Origin of the sequence: Scandinavium hiltneri (assembly GCF_024764835.1) — a bacterium.
Taxonomy (GTDB): domain Bacteria; phylum Pseudomonadota; class Gammaproteobacteria; order Enterobacterales; family Enterobacteriaceae; genus Scandinavium; species Scandinavium hiltneri.
Map to the genome: position 1 here is coordinate 904,354 of NZ_JALIGE010000076.1, position 16,241 is coordinate 920,594.

The 16,241-nt window shown below is 51.9% G+C and carries 16 protein-coding genes; 2 read left to right on the forward strand and 14 right to left on the reverse strand.

All coding sequences use genetic code 11. From position 1 onward, the window contains the following. Positions 1–45: 45 nt before the first annotated feature. Together allR and allA are read right to left on the reverse strand one after the other, a co-directional pair. Positions 46–864, reverse strand: a complete 819-nt coding sequence (gene allR / locus MUU47_RS21715; RefSeq protein WP_258990223.1) for an HTH-type transcriptional repressor AllR — start codon at positions 862–864, stop codon at positions 46–48. Positions 865–945: 81 nt separating this feature from the next. Beyond that, positions 946–1,428 (reverse strand): ureidoglycolate lyase, encoded by a 483-nt coding sequence (allA, locus tag MUU47_RS21720; RefSeq protein ID WP_159752559.1) that lies wholly within the window; start codon positions 1,426–1,428, stop codon positions 946–948. 186 nt (positions 1,429–1,614) lie between these two features. On the opposite strand from allA, the gene allS reads away from it, so the two are divergent. After that, positions 1,615–2,529 (forward strand): HTH-type transcriptional activator AllS, encoded by a 915-nt coding sequence (allS, locus tag MUU47_RS21725; RefSeq protein WP_258990224.1) that lies wholly within the window; start codon positions 1,615–1,617, stop codon positions 2,527–2,529. 76 nt (positions 2,530–2,605) lie between these two features. Beyond that, a complete protein-coding gene (gene mnmH / locus MUU47_RS21730) occupies positions 2,606–3,688 on the forward strand; it encodes a tRNA 2-selenouridine(34) synthase MnmH (RefSeq protein WP_258990225.1) in 1,083 nt (360 codons plus the stop codon). Positions 3,689–3,768: 80 nt separating this feature from the next. Here mnmH and ybbP read toward each other — a convergent pair whose 3' ends face one another. From ybbP to MUU47_RS21790, 12 genes are all read right to left on the reverse strand, one after another. Further along, positions 3,769–6,183: a putative ABC transporter permease subunit YbbP gene (gene ybbP / locus MUU47_RS21735; RefSeq protein ID WP_258990226.1), complete on the reverse strand. Its 2,415-nt coding sequence runs from the start codon at positions 6,181–6,183 to the stop codon at positions 3,769–3,771. Next, the gene (ybbA, locus tag MUU47_RS21740) at positions 6,180–6,860 is read right to left on the reverse strand and encodes a putative ABC transporter ATP-binding protein YbbA (protein WP_258990228.1); all 681 of its coding nucleotides are present in this window, start codon (positions 6,858–6,860) and stop codon (positions 6,180–6,182) included. Before ybbA ends, ybbP begins: the two co-directional genes overlap by 4 nt. 84 nt (positions 6,861–6,944) lie before the next feature. Then, entirely contained in the window at positions 6,945–7,856 is a 912-nt protein-coding gene (locus tag MUU47_RS21745) for a hypothetical protein (RefSeq protein ID WP_258990229.1), read from the reverse strand. A gap of 31 nt (positions 7,857–7,887) precedes the next feature. Then, positions 7,888–8,460 (reverse strand): recombinase family protein, encoded by a 573-nt coding sequence (locus tag MUU47_RS21750; RefSeq protein WP_258968507.1) that lies wholly within the window; start codon positions 8,458–8,460, stop codon positions 7,888–7,890. A gap of 1,067 nt (positions 8,461–9,527) precedes the next feature. Then, complete coding sequence (locus MUU47_RS21755) at positions 9,528–10,070, reverse strand: hypothetical protein (protein WP_258990231.1); 543 nt, start codon at positions 10,068–10,070, stop codon at positions 9,528–9,530. Next, entirely contained in the window at positions 10,070–10,762 is a 693-nt protein-coding gene (locus MUU47_RS21760) for a hypothetical protein (RefSeq protein ID WP_258990233.1), read from the reverse strand. The genes MUU47_RS21755 and MUU47_RS21760 overlap by 1 nt, the downstream gene beginning before the upstream one ends. Before the next feature lie 11 nt (positions 10,763–10,773). Then, positions 10,774–11,412: a hypothetical protein gene (locus MUU47_RS21765; RefSeq protein WP_258990235.1), complete on the reverse strand. Its 639-nt coding sequence runs from the start codon at positions 11,410–11,412 to the stop codon at positions 10,774–10,776. A gap of 190 nt (positions 11,413–11,602) precedes the next feature. Beyond that, entirely contained in the window at positions 11,603–11,854 is a 252-nt protein-coding gene (locus tag MUU47_RS21770) for a hypothetical protein (protein ID WP_258990237.1), read from the reverse strand. Then, complete coding sequence (locus tag MUU47_RS21775; protein ID WP_258990238.1) at positions 11,838–14,945, reverse strand: DUF927 domain-containing protein; 3,108 nt, start codon at positions 14,943–14,945, stop codon at positions 11,838–11,840. The genes MUU47_RS21770 and MUU47_RS21775 overlap by 17 nt, the downstream gene beginning before the upstream one ends. A gap of 61 nt (positions 14,946–15,006) precedes the next feature. Further along, positions 15,007–15,345: a hypothetical protein gene (locus MUU47_RS21780; RefSeq protein ID WP_258990240.1), complete on the reverse strand. Its 339-nt coding sequence runs from the start codon at positions 15,343–15,345 to the stop codon at positions 15,007–15,009. A gap of 70 nt (positions 15,346–15,415) precedes the next feature. Beyond that, positions 15,416–15,667 (reverse strand): helix-turn-helix transcriptional regulator, encoded by a 252-nt coding sequence (locus MUU47_RS21785; protein WP_258990241.1) that lies wholly within the window; start codon positions 15,665–15,667, stop codon positions 15,416–15,418. Next, on the reverse strand, positions 15,667–16,140 hold the full coding sequence (locus tag MUU47_RS21790; RefSeq protein WP_258990242.1) for a host cell division inhibitor Icd-like protein: 474 nt from the start codon (positions 16,138–16,140) through the stop codon (positions 15,667–15,669). Before MUU47_RS21790 ends, MUU47_RS21785 begins: the two co-directional genes overlap by 1 nt. Between the last annotated feature and the right edge of the window lie 101 nt (positions 16,141–16,241).

The window sequence follows — 16,241 nt, forward strand, 5'->3', positions numbered from 1 at the left end:
TGTGAATCCACCAAAAAAACCCGCTCCGGCGAGCGGGTGCGACGCTTATGCTCTGGCTGTTTTCAGGCCAAGCGCAGTACTGATATCCATAGCCGTCTGATGTACCAACTCGCCCTGGCTGGCAAAGCGATCCGGCGTTAAGCGTGAGGCAGGTCCAGAGATAGAGATGGCGGCCACCACGCTGCCTACATCATCGTAAATGGCTGAGGCGATACAGTTCAGCCCAATAACGTGTTCTTCCTGATCGATGCAGTAGCCCTGCTGACGTGCGCCCTCCAGGTCTTTTTGCAACACCGGCAGGTCGATAAGGGTCGTCGGCGTAAAGCGCTGCAAACCCGTTTTCAAAATTGCGTCCATCAGCGCCTCTTCACCTATCGGATAGAGCAGCGCTTTCCCCGCACCGGATGCGTGAAGCGGCAGACGGCTACCCAGCGGGGCACACATTCTGACCATCGCCTTACACTCCTGCTGCCCTATCAACACCGCTTCGTTACCGTTGCGGATAGCCACGTTCACCGTTTCCCCTGACATCAGCATCAGACGGCGCATAAACGGCCCGGCGACAGACAGGACGTCACGGTTGTGGATGTAGGCCGTGCCGACGTTAAACACGCCCAGCCCGATATGCCACCAGCCTAACTGATTGTCCTGGTAGACAAAATCTGCGTTTTCCAGCACCTTCAGTAAGCGAAAGGCGGTGGTCAGAGGCAAGTCGAGATTCACCGAAATATCGCTAACCGAAGAACTGCCGCCGCTTTTGGCCAGATACTGCATAATCGCGATGCCTCGCTCCAAGGCCTGCGCCCCTTTTTGCGCGGTCGGTTCTGCCAGGCCTGGCCTGCCGCGCCGTCGTACTTCTGTCATTTTTTCCGTCTTCTCCGCCAGCTTACGTTAAGCGTAAGTTCGATATCTTATGCAAGATAACCGGCAGCGTCACGGGATACCTCAACAAATTACCAGCTCGTGCGACGGGACAGAAACCACGTCGCAGTTATCATTTCCACCGCGATCGATGGTCAGAAATTGGGTTTCTTTTTGCCAGGCAAACAGCGGGTGATGCCAGACGTTACGGTGGTAATTGACCCCCTGCTGCCCGTTAGTGATAAACGCGCGCAAAGTCGTTAAATCAACGTCATCCCCACCCAGCGCCACGACAATGACGAAAGGTTCACCGTGCAGAGGCACAAACGCTTGTGTACCAAGCGGATGGCGCTCCAGCTCCGTGACGATGATGGGAAGCGCGACAGGCTGCGCCTGATTAATGCTGATCAGCGTCCGGTCCTGTTCAAGGATCTCGACGTGTGCCAGATCGTGAAAGCGCTGCACCTGGCCGTTATTGATAAAGAAAAAATCCTGGCCTTCGGTTTCAATTACGTCACCATACTCTGCAAATTCCGCACGATTGAGCGGTTTTACCTCAAGTTTCATCTTGTTTTCCCTTGTGATCCCGATCCCTTTCGGCCCTGAACTTCTCTCTGTGGCTAATCTAGAACCTTCTCAAATTAACAGCAACCTAAAAGTTGGAATATTTTTCCAAAACAAGACAAAGACCACAATTCACAAAAGGTAATTGTGAGAAAGTGCTTATAAATCAGTTCACTATTGGAATGTAATATGTTTGATATTGAAACGCTGCGCACCTTTCTGTGCATTGCTGAAACCGGTAGCTTCTCCAGGGCCGCTGAGCGCCTGTGCAAAACCACGGCAACGATCAGCTATCGTATTAAGTTGCTCGAAGAGAACACCGGCGTAGCCCTCTTCTGCCGGACTACACGCAGTGTTTCGCTGACCCCTGCCGGCTATCACCTATTGGCTCAGGCGCGAGAGTGGCTGGGCTGGATAGACGGCATGCCCGGTGAACTCCGGCAAATTAACGACGGCATTGAGCGCCAGGTGAATATCGTGGTCAATAACCTGATGTACAGCCCGCTTGCCGTCTCGCAGCTGTTGGCGTGGCTGGTCGGGCGTTATCCATTTACCCAGTTTCATTTTTCTCGCCAGATTTACATGGGCGTCTGGGACACACTGCTGCATGATGATTTTTCACTGGCGATTGGCGTGACCGGCACCGAAGCCCTGTCGGATACCATCGCCGTTGAACCCCTCGGCGAGGTTCAGTGGCTGTTTGTGATGTCCCCCACTCACCCACTCAACCAGCCCGAAGTCACGCTCACCGAGGCCCTGCTCCGCCGCTATCCGGCGGTCAACATTGCCGACAGTGCGCGCCGGTTGACCAAACGAGTGGCCTGGCGACTGCCAGGGCAAAAAGAATTTCTGGTGCCCGATATCGAGACGAAAGTCGCCGCGCATATTGCGGGGGTGGGGATCGGTTTTTTACCGTTACCACTTTGCCAGCCGCTAATCGCACAAGGTCAGCTGGTTAGCCGAGCTATTCCTGCCATGCGAGCCGCCTCGCCACTGAGCCTTGCCTGGCATACCGCCCACAGCGGCAAAGTTGTTGAGGATATCGTTGGTCTGTTCCAACAGCGGCGGCCAGAAATCCACGGTTTTATGACACCTTTTTGCTAAACGAATGGCGAATATCAAGCTATCCCCCCTCACGTGGCGTAAAATGCCGGGGTGTATCGCTCCAGAGTCTTTAACCATGCCACATACCACCCGACCCGCAGTAAACTTCCGACAAATTCTCGCAGGCAACACGCCCATCATCGATGTGCGCGCCCCGATAGAGTTTCAACAAGGGGCAATGCCAACGGGTATTAACCTCCCTCTGATGGATGACGACGAACGCGCCACCGTTGGGACCTGCTACAAACGCCACGGGGCGGATGCCGCGCTGAAACTCGGCCACACACTGGTCGCCGGGGAAAAGCGCCAACAACGTTTAGACGCCTGGTTCGATGCTATTCGCCGCCACCCGGATGCCCTGCTGTGCTGCGCGCGCGGCGGCCAGCGCTCGCATATTACCCAGCAGTGGCTGCGCGAGGCGGGAGTGGATGTGCCGTTGATCGTCGGCGGCTACAAATCCTTGCGTCAGACCGCTATCTCCGTGACAGCAGAATATGTCGAGCGGCCAATGGTGCTGATTGGCGGCTGCACCGGGAACGGAAAAACCCTGCTGGTACAATCTCAGACATCCGGAATCGATCTCGAAGGGCTCGCCCATCACCGCGGATCGTCCTTTGGCCGCACGCTTCAGCCGCAGCTTTCACAGGCCAGTTTTGAAAATGAACTGGCCATTGCGCTGTTACAAAAAGACGCCGCGCGTTGGGTTATCGAAGATGAAGGTCACATGATTGGGGCTAACCACTTGCCGGAATGCCTGCGCAATCGGATGGCGCAGTCCTCCATTGCGGTGGTGGAAGATCCGTTTGAGGTCCGGCTGGAGCGCCTTCGGGAAGAGTATTTCACCCGCATGCACCATGATTTTTTGCAGGCGTTCGGCGAAGAGCAAGGCTGGCAGGAATATAGCGACTACCTGCATCAGGGCCTGTTCGCCATCCGCCGCCGTTTAGGATTGCAGCGTTTTGCCGAACTGACGGCAAGCCTCGACGAAGCGCTGCTTCAGCAGCAACGTGGCGCATCCACCGAGGTGCATTTCAGCTGGCTTAAACCGTTGTTGGTGGAATATTACGATCCGATGTATCGCTATCAGCTCAGTAAAAAAGCCGACAAGATTGTGTTTCGCGGGAATTATCAGGACGTTGGCACCTGGCTCGCGCGCTAATCGCAAATGCCCGGTGGCGCTCCGCTTACCCGGCCTACAAAACCTGTAGGCCTGTGCAAACAGAGCACCGCCGGGCGAAATTACACGTTGAACTGACGGAACAGCGCTTTGCCTTTCAGCAGACGCAGTCCTAACCAGCCGCCGCACAACGAAAGCATTACCCCGCCACTTAGCGGCAGCGTGACCCACAGTCGCCAGTCAGGCTCCCACGGGAAATCGAAGACTTTCGTCTGCAATACCGCCAGCGCGGTTTCTGCGCCAATAGCCGCCACCAACCCGGATACCAGCCCCAGTAAGGCAAACTCAGCCCACAATGTGGTACGCAGCAATGATTTTCCTGCGCCCAGCGTGCGCCAGACCACCAGCTCCTGATGACGTTGTCGCATCCCCACCTGAACCTGTGCTAACAGCAGTAGCACGCCGCAGGCGGTCACCAGCACCACCATCACTTCCAGCGCCCGACTGACCTGCTCCAGCACCTGCCCGACCTGCTTGAGAATAGCGCCGATGTCCAGCAGACTGACGGTCGGAAATTCGCGATTCAGCTGAGTCAACAGCGCGTTGCCATTGTCCCAGCGGAAACTGGTAAGCCAGCTTTGCGGTTGCCCATCCAGTGCCCCGGTCGGGAAGATAAAGAAGAAGTTTGGCCGCAGGCTTTCCCAGTCCACTTTACGCAGGCTGGTGACTTTCGCGCTGAACGCCTGGGTATCTCCGGTAAAGGTCACGTTGTCGCCGAGCTCAATGTTCAGGCGCTTCGCCAGGCCTTCCTCAATCGACACTTCACCCGCTTTCGGCGGCCAGCTGCCATCGGTTACCGCATTGTGTTCCAGCGGCTGGCTTTGCCAGGTCAGGTTCAGCTCGCGGTTTAGCGCTTCGTCTTTATTGCCGTCCGTCGTCTGACCGTTAATGTCCGTCAGACGCGCACGCACGATGGGGTAGAACGCCGACGGGATCACCTGATGTTCGGCCAGGAAGGCCTTCATCGGCCCGACCTGCTCTGGCGCAATGTTGATCAGGAAGTAGTTCGGGCTTTCAGGCGGAAGCTGCTGCTGCCAGCGGTCAAGTAAATCGCCGCGAAGCACCAGCAACAACGCCAGTAGCATGAAGGAGAGCGAGAACGCCGCCAGCTGACTGAGCGTAGACCATGGCTGCCGCAGTAAGCGGCTTACCGCCAGACGCAATGCCAACGATTTCAACGTTACGCGCCGGAGCACGTTCAGGAGTACCCAGCCCAACAGCCCGCAGAGCACCGCCAGCACGACTGCGCCCGCCAGCACCGACCACAGTAGCATTGAGCCGCCCATCAGCCAGGCCAGCAGTAGCACAACCACTACCATCATCACCGGGATGTAGAATTTCAGCGGCCAGACGTTCGCCACCGCATCACGCCGTAATACGCGCAATGGCTGGGTCGCCAGCAGCAGACGCCACGGTCGCATTCCCACCAGCAGTGAAATCACCACCATCGCGCCAATAGCCCACAGCCACGGCCACAGGCTGGCAGGCGGCAACGCGACAGGCAGCACCGGTTTGAGTAGCACCATCAACACGCGTTCAAACAGCAACCCCATCGCGCCGCCGGTGACCAATGACAACAGCAGGAGCATCGCCCACTGACCGAGGATCAGCTTACGCAGTTGCGCCCGCCCTGCCCCCAGCGTTTTGAGCACCGCCACCAGATCGTAACGACTGCGGCAATAATGTCCCATCGCCACCGCCACCGCAGCGACCGCCAGCAGCAGTGTCAGCAGCGCCGACAACAGTAAAAACTGCTGCGAGCGTTCAAGAGATTTGCCGAGTGCACCTTCATCCTGCTCGAGGCCAATCCAGCGCTGATCGGGCTTTAGCTGCGGCAACAACCATTTCTCGTAGGCTTCAATCTGCTGCGGCGTGCCACCAAATTTGTAACGCCAGCTGACACGACTCCCCGGCTGTACAGCCCCGGTTTTTGCCACGTCGGCGATGTTCATCATTAGACGCGGTGCCATCTGGAACGGGTTAAAGCCGGAATCCGGCTCCTGCATGACTTCACCGGCAATACGCAGCGTCGCATCGCCAACGTCGATTGTGTCCCCCGTTTTCAGGTTCAGCAGCGCCATCAACCGGGGGGCTAACAGCACGCTGCCCGCCTGCGGCTTCAGGCGCGGCGGTTGGGTGTCCAGCTGGCCATACATCGGATAAACGTCATCCACCGCTTTCACACTCGCCAGCTGCGGGGTATCACCCGCGAAGGTCATAGTGGCAAAACTGAGCTGCTCGCCGATCTTTAGCCCCATTTCGCGGGCTTTATTCAGCCATTCCTCCGGCGCGGCACGCGCGGTGCGCAGCGTTCTGTCACCCGCCATAAATTCGCGGCTCTGCTGACTCAGCCCTTTGTCCATGCGGTCACTGATATTACCGAGCGCCAGCACACAGGCCACCGCCAGGCTCAGTGCCATCCAGACAATCAGCAGCGACGGCGAACGCCATTCGCGCCAGAACCAACGGGCAATCATGATTCCTCCTGCAGTTGACCGTTCACCAGCCGCAGGCGTCGATCACAACGCGCCGCCAGCGCCGGATCGTGCGTCACCAGCACCAGCGTCGTGCCGTGCTCGCGGTTCAGGGAGAACAGCAAATCGGCAATGCGATCGCCAGTTTGCCGGTCAAGATTGCCAGTGGGTTCATCGGCGAACAGCAAGTCTGGCCGACCGTTAAACGCGCGGGCCAGCGCCACACGCTGTTGTTCGCCGCCGGAAAGCTGTGCCGGAAGATGATGCAGACGTTTGCCGAGCCCTAATTGTTCCAGCAGCGCTTTGGCGTGGCTGCGCCCCTGACTGTCGGTTTCACCGCGCAGCAGGGCCGGGAGTTCGACGTTTTCCAGCGCGTTGAGCGTCGGGATCAGCATGAAAGATTGAAACACAAAGCCCACATGACGGGCACGTAGCCCGGCGCGCGCCTCTTCGTCCATCGCGTGCAGAGGTTGGCCAATCAACTTCACTTCCCCACTGCTGCCGTCGTCCAGCCCGGCGAGGATCGCCAGCAGCGTCGACTTACCGGAACCGGATTCCCCCACTAGCGCAATGCTCTGGCCTCGTTTGACAACCAGCTCAACTCCGGTGAGGATGGATAGCTCCTGCTCCCCCTGACCGACGGATTTCTTAAGATGATGAACTTCAAGTATGTTTTCCATATAAAGCTTATCCAATTGTTTTATAGATAAAAAATAAAAAAGAAAACCATCAAGGCAACACTGGAGGGACACCACATAATAATATCAAGCTCGCTTCAGTATCACCCGACGCGGCTGCTCTGGCATTCTTCCGCACAAAAGGCCACCAGCAAGGGACACAACGAAATCATCAACGTAATTATCCAGCCCATACCACAGGCTTTGCTGCGCTATGCCGTGGTGGGGCTGATAAATATCCAGCATATCAAGCGGGGAAGCATCATCAGGAATCTCGCCACCCGGATAAACCTCAGCAAAATCATCTGGGTCAGTATATCGCCAGTATTCTTCATGAGTAATGCCGGAGCAGGCAAACGTCAGCACGTTCGCCACGCAGGCCGTGTTTACCAGTGAAGTTACTTCCCGGATGATTATCCCCGCAATCATAGGCGGGAGCTGCTCAGTATCGATATCGTTAACAATGGTTGTGGCGTAGAGCCGGTAGCGATCATCGGTAGCGCAGTAACGATATTTCTCGATAAAGTTAGCAATCAGGCACAGAGAATCAGAAAGTTCCCTCCTGTCCTTCTCTGCACTTCTCCGAAAGGGGATCGCCATTAAGTCGGTAAGGATTTTCAGATAGTATGAATTGAGGCCACAGAATCGCGCGGGAAGCGCTTCTACAGCATTTTTGATGTATGCCTCGTATTTCTTCTTGCCACTAGCCTTAAGGGTGTTGCGCGCCGCTATGAGATGCTCCCTGACGAACCCCAACCCGCGAAGATATTCGGTAAGCAATTCCGATGGGCGAGAATCACAAAACCCTCTGATGTCATGTGCACGCATACCCAGAGCACTGGAAGGTGACGGGTCAAACTCCACAGGTTCAGAAAACACTCGCGATTCTTCCTGCTGGGCGCGGAATTGTTGCATTGTGGCGGCGAGACGCTGAGCAGAAGCGGATGCTCCTATAGAAAACGTTGTATTGCTCATGTCCGCGGGATTGCTGCTCGGCATGGTAGATCCTCTGGCGGTGACGGAAAGATATTCACTTTTTAAAGCGATAGATCGTTGTTTTCCCGGCCTTGATGCCTTTCCCTGCCAGCTCAGAAACAATCTGCGAGTAACTCAGGCCGCTATCCCACAGGGATGCGATAAACTCGCCATGCTCAAACTGAGGGCGACCGCAATGGACACCCTCAGCCTTTGCGCGGGAGATACCAGCATCACGGCGTTCGGCAATCAGACTTTTTTCCATCTCAGCAAAACCTGCCATCATATGAAGCATCATCTTCCCTGCTGGAGTGCTGAGGTCAAATCCCTCACGGAGGCTGACTACCTTCACGCCCTTTGAGTCTAGCGCTTTAACTGTCGTCAGGACATCAACGGCATCGCGTCCGAGTCGGTCAATAGCAACCACTACGAATACATCACCCTTTCGTGCCATTTTCATGGCTTCATCTAGCGCCGGGCGCTTACTCGCGGGAACCGCACCACTAATGCCATCATCATAAAATTCAAAATCCCGCTCAACCTGATAGCCCGCGTCCTGAATTTGGCGGCGTTGGTTTTCGATTGTTTGATCGTTCGTTGAAACTCGCAGGTATGTGATGAGAGCCATAATTTTTCATTTCGTTCGTAAAGGGAGTTCGCAAACCATATAGTTCATAAACTGTAAAATCAATCTTTACGAACTCATTAATAGTATGGTTTTCTGCTGTTCGTAAAGGAGTCCCTTTACGAACGGTAACTACAACCGCCTAGATTCAGGTTTGCTGAGGGGCGGGGACTTTCGACAACCCCATATACCCGTGCGAAGTGTAGGAACTCAATGCCGCCAATATGCATTAACTCAGTAGCGGGGACGGAAGGTGTGCGGTCAGTTCCTGCGGCAGTTGCTTGATCCTACCGGTAATGTGATGTAACCACTTTCACGGATTATTGCCCACATGTAGCCACCTTTGTAGCCACTTTTTCAACTCTCATTAATTACAAAAAAATACAGCTAAATCAGTTTCTCAGGAGCGGCTACATGGCTACACGAAAAACTATATACACGTATAGAAATATCATGATGGCGAGATCGGATATTTTCCCGATAAAAAATTTCCCCATATGTGCGAGCGAATACATGTAGCCATGTAGCCACATGGCTACATGTATAACAATAAAAAAAGCAACAATATATTTTATATAGACATTATTACAAATAAAGTGGCTACAAAGGTGGCTACAAATTACCTTTTTTGGTTACAAAATGGTTTTATATTTGTAGCCACGCAGCATAGAACACACGAAAAAAGAGCATTAATCGCAGCGATAATACGCCCGCCCCTGACTATGTTTAATAAATGAGCAAAAAATATTTTTACGGAAACCGCAGTAAAGAGGGCGTACCGCGATGAAATACAGCCCTATTCCGTTAAGGCTGTTTTTTGTCGCTTTATGGGGTTACTGGAGAGGTAGGGCGCGGGTTTATCGCTTACTGGTGGCGGTATAACTGTAGTTCGATTCTCTACGCCACGATCTGATCTCTGTATTAGCTCAGATTCACTATGACACTATTACGGCCCCTAGCTTAACCTAAGCTGGCAGGCAGCCCTGTGCCAAAAGCAGATTTTTAGTTGATCAAGAAAAGTTCTTATCTTCTGGCCAATTTATGCCAGCCACTTCAGTGTTTTCATTTTATCACCACGATCTAGCGGCTTCTTCTTTAGCCTTTGCTTTAGCCGCTTCATCTACTGCATGTTTTAGTATGGCTTTATATTCAGCCTGTTCTTCAGCCTCCTTCCTAGCTATCTCTTTAGCTCTTGCTGCTTCTTCACGCTCCTGTTGTGCAGCATTGCGCTCTTCCTGCTCTGCTTGCTTCTGCTGCTCCCATGCAGGACATATGGTTTTATGCGCCTCGATATTAGCACCAGTAATTAGCCCCTGACTATCTGCAAGTCCGGTTACATCTGCTACAGCATAAATATCCCCTGAATCATTGTAGAAGACTGTAAATGCTCTAACTGATGGATATTCTGATTTGAACAACTGCTCATTGGTTCCATGCTTTAAGCGTGAAGCAGTGCCAGTTGCATTAAAAAACATGCCGTTAATTTTAATGTTGTTTAAACCCTCCCATTCTTCAACACGGTTAGAAAGACCATTACCAGAGCACTGAAAAGTATTAGCCATTACACCAGCAGATACAGCCATTAAAGCAGCACTGATAATTAAACGTTTCATTATTTCTTATCCCCTTTTATTTCAGATTTTGCAGAACGCACGGCAGCACCAACAACACGCCAGAATCCAATCCAAATAGCGGGGATAGTTCCGAACAGTGCCAGCAGAGCAAACCAGCCTTTTCGCATTATTTCACCTTCGTTGAAATTACTTGTTGCTTCATTATCCGTATATCGCATGTCTTTAGCTTCATTCCATGCACACTGGCGTAAATAATCTTCACGCAAAGCTTTAACGTCTTTATATACTTCCCACGTTGAAATTTTATTATCTCGCTTAGCGGTTAATACATTCTGCCAACTATCACAAGCCTCAACCTCTGGATGAGTTTTTTGCGACTCGCCAAATTTAACAACCTCGACAGGCGTGTAAGCATGACCAAAAAAATGATGGCCTTGCCATTCTGGACGACTGCCGAAATGCTTAATAAATTCCGCATCAGTGATATTAGCAGGAATATTATTAAAAGTTGTATTAGTTGCATCTACAACTGTACGTATTGCAGCATTCTTATCAGCGTTTTTAAAACCATGTGACCAATACACCCCACCAATGTTCGCAGAGTTATTAGCGTCAACAATAGAAACTCGGTGTGCATATTGGTTAACCAAATCTACACCATGTGATCCAGACAAGCCACCAACAACAGCCACAGCAACACACCAGCCAGCTAATTTAAAATACTTATTCATTTTAATATACCTTAGAAAGATTTAACTACAGTGCAAGTGTCTATGCCCATTGAAGGGGTGTTATCTTTATCATCATTACTAGTCGTCCAAAGCTGTCCGTTCTGCTGCTCATCTTCACTTTTAAATACATAATGAAAGGCGTTACCACTGGATGTACTATCTTTGTCTATAGCACCGATATTTTCGCCATAATTTGTATTATGGCCATCACCACTACGAACGATGAAAATATACTTCCCGTTAATTCGCCCTCGTGTCAAATATGAATGAAAATCATTGCTATTATCAACACAATCATAGTGAATTAGGAAGTCATCATGACCGTTATAATATGGTGCTGCTTCATTTAGCTTATCCCCTGTGATTTCGTATTCAGATTTCTGATAGCTCTGAATGCGTGGGGTGTTGTTATACATAGCATCTAAATTTAAGGGCTGCTGTCTGCCGTATTCCGGTGGTGGTTCATATCCCCCTGGACGAACAGAGGCAGCACGACCGCCACAGATTGAACCATCAGAGGCTAGCTGATCTGGATAGTCACAATGACCAGCAAAAGCAGAGGTAGTCAGCACCATCAATAAAGCAAATAATATCTTTTTCATAATTTCCAGCGTATCTGTTTCCAAGCCCCCGCTTTGCGGGGAAGCCATAATACGCGTGTTAATAGAATCCTTTTAAGTTAACTGTGCGTAAATGTGCAGCGGAAATTGTATCGAAGATGGTGGATTATTCAGTAGGTAGGTTGATGCGCCAAGGCAGTAGTTTACTGAACCGGTGTATTGACCAGTGGGAAAGCAGCTCACCTCCACCGGATTGTATCGCTTGTACTGCAGCTGTTCATCATTCTAAGCCCCCCTCAGGTACAACCTCAACTCTCCCCACAGGAGCAATCTCGCCATCATGCTCGACGAGATAACGAATACGCACGCTGCCGGTTGTGATAGCCGCTTCGATGTACGCAAAGCGATGCGGATCGTTATCGATAAGCAGCCCAGATGCTCCGGAGTATTGGTCGTTTTGTTTCCGTTGTTCATATTTTACCCTCATAAATTTGATTGCAGCCGTTGTGTTGTGATTAGGATCCAAAGCCATCCACGCCGGAAATAATGACTAAACGAGTGTTTGTTCTACCTTCTTTGTGTCCGGTTCGCACTTTCACCATCGTAGTGGCGTTGGATTCGGTGGCGGGTTTATCACCATTTACTACGAAAACTGGCCATTCATAGCGTCCGGCCTGCCGCAATGCCTCCAGCTTCTTCAGGTAGCTCATGGATGGCATGACGGACTTAATGAATTCCGGACGTAAAAGCCATACGGGGTAAGTTTCGTCGCCATCTTCGCTGATTTTCTTCGTTTCAAAGAACCCAGCGCGATTATCGATATAGCGGCTATCAGCGCCGTCAGTGATGTTTTTCGGGGCAATGTGAGCGCGGTCCTTAACAATGGCAACGTGAAGCGCGGCAATGAATTTGCGGCTATCGCGGTTTCCGGTGCCGTTATGCTCTGTGTATGCGTCAATGAGTGCCATAAACGTGGAATTAACATCGTCATCAGTAAATCCGGTTATGTGCTGCGTAAGCATACCGATGGCATACACAGGAGCCAGCTTTGACAGCGCACGAATGACAATGGGATCGGATGTTTCGCTTTTAAGCCAGTTCGTAAAGCTGTTCACCTGCTCTGCTATTTTCTCGCGCAGCACGGTGTTATCGATATTACAGAACTCAGAAAGCACGGCATCGAGTGGCGTACCGTAGTAGCGAGAGGCTTTGGCTTCAAACGCTTCCACGTAGGCGCGGGCATCAGCGTAGCCGTGAAGATCCGTATACGGGATGAATGGAATATCCAGCAGACGTGCGCCAACACCGCCTGATGTATCGCCGCCTTTCGACTCAACAAAGCTCTCGGCAGAAAGTTCACCAGATGAAAGGATCGCAGTTTCAAAACGTGGGGTTCTGATAAATCCATAACCAATAGGTTTACCCTGAATCTTTCCGTTGCCTTCGCTCAGGTCTCGAAATGCCTTGCTGAGCTTCGAACCCTCAGAGCTATCCCCTGTCCCAGCTAACTGCAATTCATCAAGGATAAGAAGCCCGTTATTCATCGCAGTCGCTATCTGGGTGAGTCCGAAGGCAGTTGCCGACCATCCATACATAGAGCGCTCAGGCTTACCCAGTACGCTGGCGGCGCCTTTTAACGCTGTAGTCTTACCCTGCGTGGTCGTCCCGAATATGTGGACTATCGGCATTTCTGCCTTCGCTTTATCGGTCGCCATCAGATAAAACGGTGCAGCAAGTGCATACAGGATGCAAAAAACCATGATGGGGTTGCCCGTCGCCAGTGCTGCTAGGTTGTTACGCCAGTCTTCGAACGCGGTGACGGAAAAAGAGGTTGTATCTTCTGGCAGGGTGAGCATTGCACAATGTGTACTCGCCTTATGTCCGTAGGTTTTCCCGTTTGGCAATGTGTAGTTGTACCGCGATTTACCATCCTCATCGGGCAGGCGGTACCAACCGGGAAGCATTGAATAAGTAAATTTAGGGGCGGGCTTCCATGAAAATATGGTTGCGATCATCTCCATTGCTTTCGTGCTCTGGTCTGGCTCGCCACCAATGGCTGACAGCGCAACACGAATAAGTTTAGGAGTTAACTCGCTCTGTTTAATGGTGATACGGTTTCCGGTGTCGCTTCCTATCGTGAGACACGCCTCTCCGTCAATCGTGCCGCGCCCGATAACATCAACCCCCTCACAAATCACTGTGCTGATACAGTCAGTAACTCGCTTTTCGTCTTCCTTACCGCGGACAGATGGCTCATGCAGAATATAGGCTTTTCGTTGACCACGGTTATTGCAAGGCACCCAGTGGATACAGGCATACATAGCTTTAATGCTTACAAGGTCTTGTGCGATTGCGTCACGTGTCTGGTGCCATTTTTCGAAGTCGTCAGGAACCCCCATGCTGAAATCAAAGCCAGCCGGAACTATGGACGTGCGCTGTTTTCTGGTGTTTATTTCGTGGTATGGGACGTGAATGGTGGCAGCGCTGCTGCCCTTCGCGTCCCGCTCTTTTCTGGCCTTCGCCAGTTCGCGGTTAAATTCTTCAGTCATTCGCTCGGCTCCCAGCTCTGCCCGCACGTCGTCCCAGTCCTGTTTTTTACGCCCCAAACAGCCCGGAAATACCACCAGCGCACCGGATAACCTTGCGGCTTCGTTGGCTTTGATAATTCCCATATTGGCCTTTACCTTGCCGTTAGCGTCAACATCGCCGGGAGCGTGGTAGTCGTTATCTGCCGCAATGACAATTTCGAGCGCAGGAAATCTCTCCCTGAAAGCCGTGGCGACGCTTAAAAGGTTCCCCGCATACATTGCTGCTATGATGCGAGAAGATGGCACAGCGATAGATAGGCTAAGCGCCGTTGCATATCCTTCAGCAATAATGAAGGTGGTATCTGGCATTTCTGGCGTGTAAACCGGAATAAACATGCCCGATGTTGGCAATCCCTTCATCGGATCTTTGCTGCGACCATCAGGGAAAGGTTTTGCCAGTAATCGTTGCACGTTCACCAGCTCGCCATTGATATTGTGAATCTCAGCAATCCCAGTTCCATCAGCGGTAACGGAAAGACGTTGCGATTCAATCGGAAAGCCTTTACGGGTCAGGTAATGACATTCACCGGGGCGGGCAGAATTTAGCAATTCGCACATCGTCTTGCGGGATTCTCTAGCCTGCTGCTCTGCTGCCTCCTCCCGTTCGCGGCGTTTTTCTGCTGCGATACGTTCATTTTTTTTGCGCTGTTCATCCATCTGCGCCCGCTCTTCACTGGTCATGCCCTGTCTGAAGTAACCCCAGCCACAAACCTCATCAATTAATTGCGCAGCCTGTTTAATCTGCTGCCCATCTGGTTTACTGTCGGGAGCACAGCCACAGCGCATACGTGCCACCAGCTCCAGCAGGTTAAATCCAATTCCAGCCGCTCCACACGTACAGATATACGTCCCGGCATTCTTGCCGTTGTCGTAAATTCTGAAGCTGTCAGTTTTGCCGCATATCGGGCAGGTGTGCTTTTTAGAACCGTGTGGCTCAGGTATACCCAGTGGGGCGAGCGCATATCGCCAACCTTCAGCCATGATGCGGGCTTTTACCTGGCTAAAAGGAGTGTTCGGGGTAGTGTTCTTATTCATGGTGATGACCTCACGCCACCAATCAGCCCATCCGTGGCCGCTGGTGACTTTTTTGATACCGCTATTTTTGTGGCTCTAAATTCTCATGGTGTTGCAAGTTCACCACGGCGGTTATGGCATCAGCCTTCAGCCACTGACAGCGCCGCCAGCCATGCCATGTCACACCGCAAATGGCGATAACATCACCAGTGACAAGCCCCCCCATATTGCCGATGGCGACGGAATCTGTAAGATGCAAGCTGAGAATATCCCTGTCGTACTTAATGGGGCAGTTCGTATCCACAATTTTCAGCATGATATTGTGTCCGTACTTTCCGACCGTGACAGGCCTCAGTACGAGCGCTTTTATGGCGTATCGCGGGCGGCCAATCGGGGTTGGTGTGATCAGTGTTGATCGCATATCACTAATCCTCCCCCGGTAATGGTTAATTCGGCCTTACGGACTATGGGTTGGTTTGGACTATTGATGCTCATTCCGCCCCCTCCATCACTGCATAGCCGTTAGCTTTGGTTGAGTCGATAAGCCACTGCTTAACTTCATCTTCACGCCATACGCTGATACGTGGCGACAATTTGGCGGGCACAGGGAAGGAACCTTTGCCCATCAGGGCGTAGATGACCTGCTCGCTGCGGAATACGATTGCTTTGACTTCATCTAAGCGGATCCAGTTGAATTTAGGATTGAATGGTTGCGGGTTCCAGCACTGCGGGGACATAGCCATTATGCGATTCCTCCGTTCTGGATGACACCAGCGAAAGAAAGCACATATTGACGGCTGGCGGATTGACGGGCATCGCGTTCTGTTGCAGCGGTAATATGCAACATGACAGGGCGAGCTGATTTGAGGTTTGCACGCTCAACGGCGGCAAAAATGAAGGTTTTTAGGTGAGCGTGGACACAGACAGCCATGGTGGCGATCTCCTTTTGCAATGATTGTAAATCACCACAAATCGAGACCAATCGATTGGTGGTGAACTGGCAGCAGATTGGTCTTACCGGAGCAAAAGGAACCCGGCGCTTCTTACGAAGCTCCGCCACCAGCCCACCATTGAAGGCGTGCAGGATATTAGACAATAAAAAACACGCTGCGGCGCGTGTGTTATCGCCTTTTGCTTTATCCGGGAGACCAATCCCGACACCTGATTTTGCAGGTGCGGACGAATAATCTTTCAGTTTAGGTAAGGTTGTCAACATTAAATGTCCCTCATTAACTCTTTGTGTGTCAGTGAGGGAACTTTGCCGGGATGCTGAGAGCTTTTGTTTTACCGCTAACGGCAGCAAAATATAATTTGCTG

Bases quoted from the DNA above. Each gene is read 5' to 3' on its own strand.
- allR (WP_258990223.1), bottom strand. From the start codon at position 864: ATGACAGAAGTACGACGGCGCGGCAGGCCAGGCCTGGCAGAACCGACC.
- allA (WP_159752559.1), bottom strand. From the start codon at position 1,428: ATGAAACTTGAGGTAAAACCGCTCAATCGTGCGGAATTTGCAGAGTAT.
- allS (WP_258990224.1), top strand. From the start codon at position 1,615: ATGTTTGATATTGAAACGCTGCGCACCTTTCTGTGCATTGCTGAAACC.
- mnmH (WP_258990225.1), top strand. From the start codon at position 2,606: ATGCCACATACCACCCGACCCGCAGTAAACTTCCGACAAATTCTCGCA.
- ybbP (WP_258990226.1), bottom strand. From the start codon at position 6,183: ATGATTGCCCGTTGGTTCTGGCGCGAATGGCGTTCGCCGTCGCTGCTG.
- ybbA (WP_258990228.1), bottom strand. From the start codon at position 6,860: ATGGAAAACATACTTGAAGTTCATCATCTTAAGAAATCCGTCGGTCAG.
- MUU47_RS21745 (WP_258990229.1), bottom strand. From the start codon at position 7,856: ATGCCGAGCAGCAATCCCGCGGACATGAGCAATACAACGTTTTCTATA.
- MUU47_RS21750 (WP_258968507.1), bottom strand. From the start codon at position 8,460: ATGGCTCTCATCACATACCTGCGAGTTTCAACGAACGATCAAACAATC.
- MUU47_RS21755 (WP_258990231.1), bottom strand. From the start codon at position 10,070: ATGAAACGTTTAATTATCAGTGCTGCTTTAATGGCTGTATCTGCTGGT.
- MUU47_RS21760 (WP_258990233.1), bottom strand. From the start codon at position 10,762: ATGAATAAGTATTTTAAATTAGCTGGCTGGTGTGTTGCTGTGGCTGTT.
- MUU47_RS21765 (WP_258990235.1), bottom strand. From the start codon at position 11,412: ATGGCTTCCCCGCAAAGCGGGGGCTTGGAAACAGATACGCTGGAAATT.
- MUU47_RS21770 (WP_258990237.1), bottom strand. From the start codon at position 11,854: ATGGCTTTGGATCCTAATCACAACACAACGGCTGCAATCAAATTTATG.
- MUU47_RS21775 (WP_258990238.1), bottom strand. From the start codon at position 14,945: ATGAATAAGAACACTACCCCGAACACTCCTTTTAGCCAGGTAAAAGCC.
- MUU47_RS21780 (WP_258990240.1), bottom strand. From the start codon at position 15,345: ATGCGATCAACACTGATCACACCAACCCCGATTGGCCGCCCGCGATAC.
- MUU47_RS21785 (WP_258990241.1), bottom strand. From the start codon at position 15,667: ATGGCTATGTCCCCGCAGTGCTGGAACCCGCAACCATTCAATCCTAAA.
- MUU47_RS21790 (WP_258990242.1), bottom strand. From the start codon at position 16,140: ATGTTGACAACCTTACCTAAACTGAAAGATTATTCGTCCGCACCTGCA.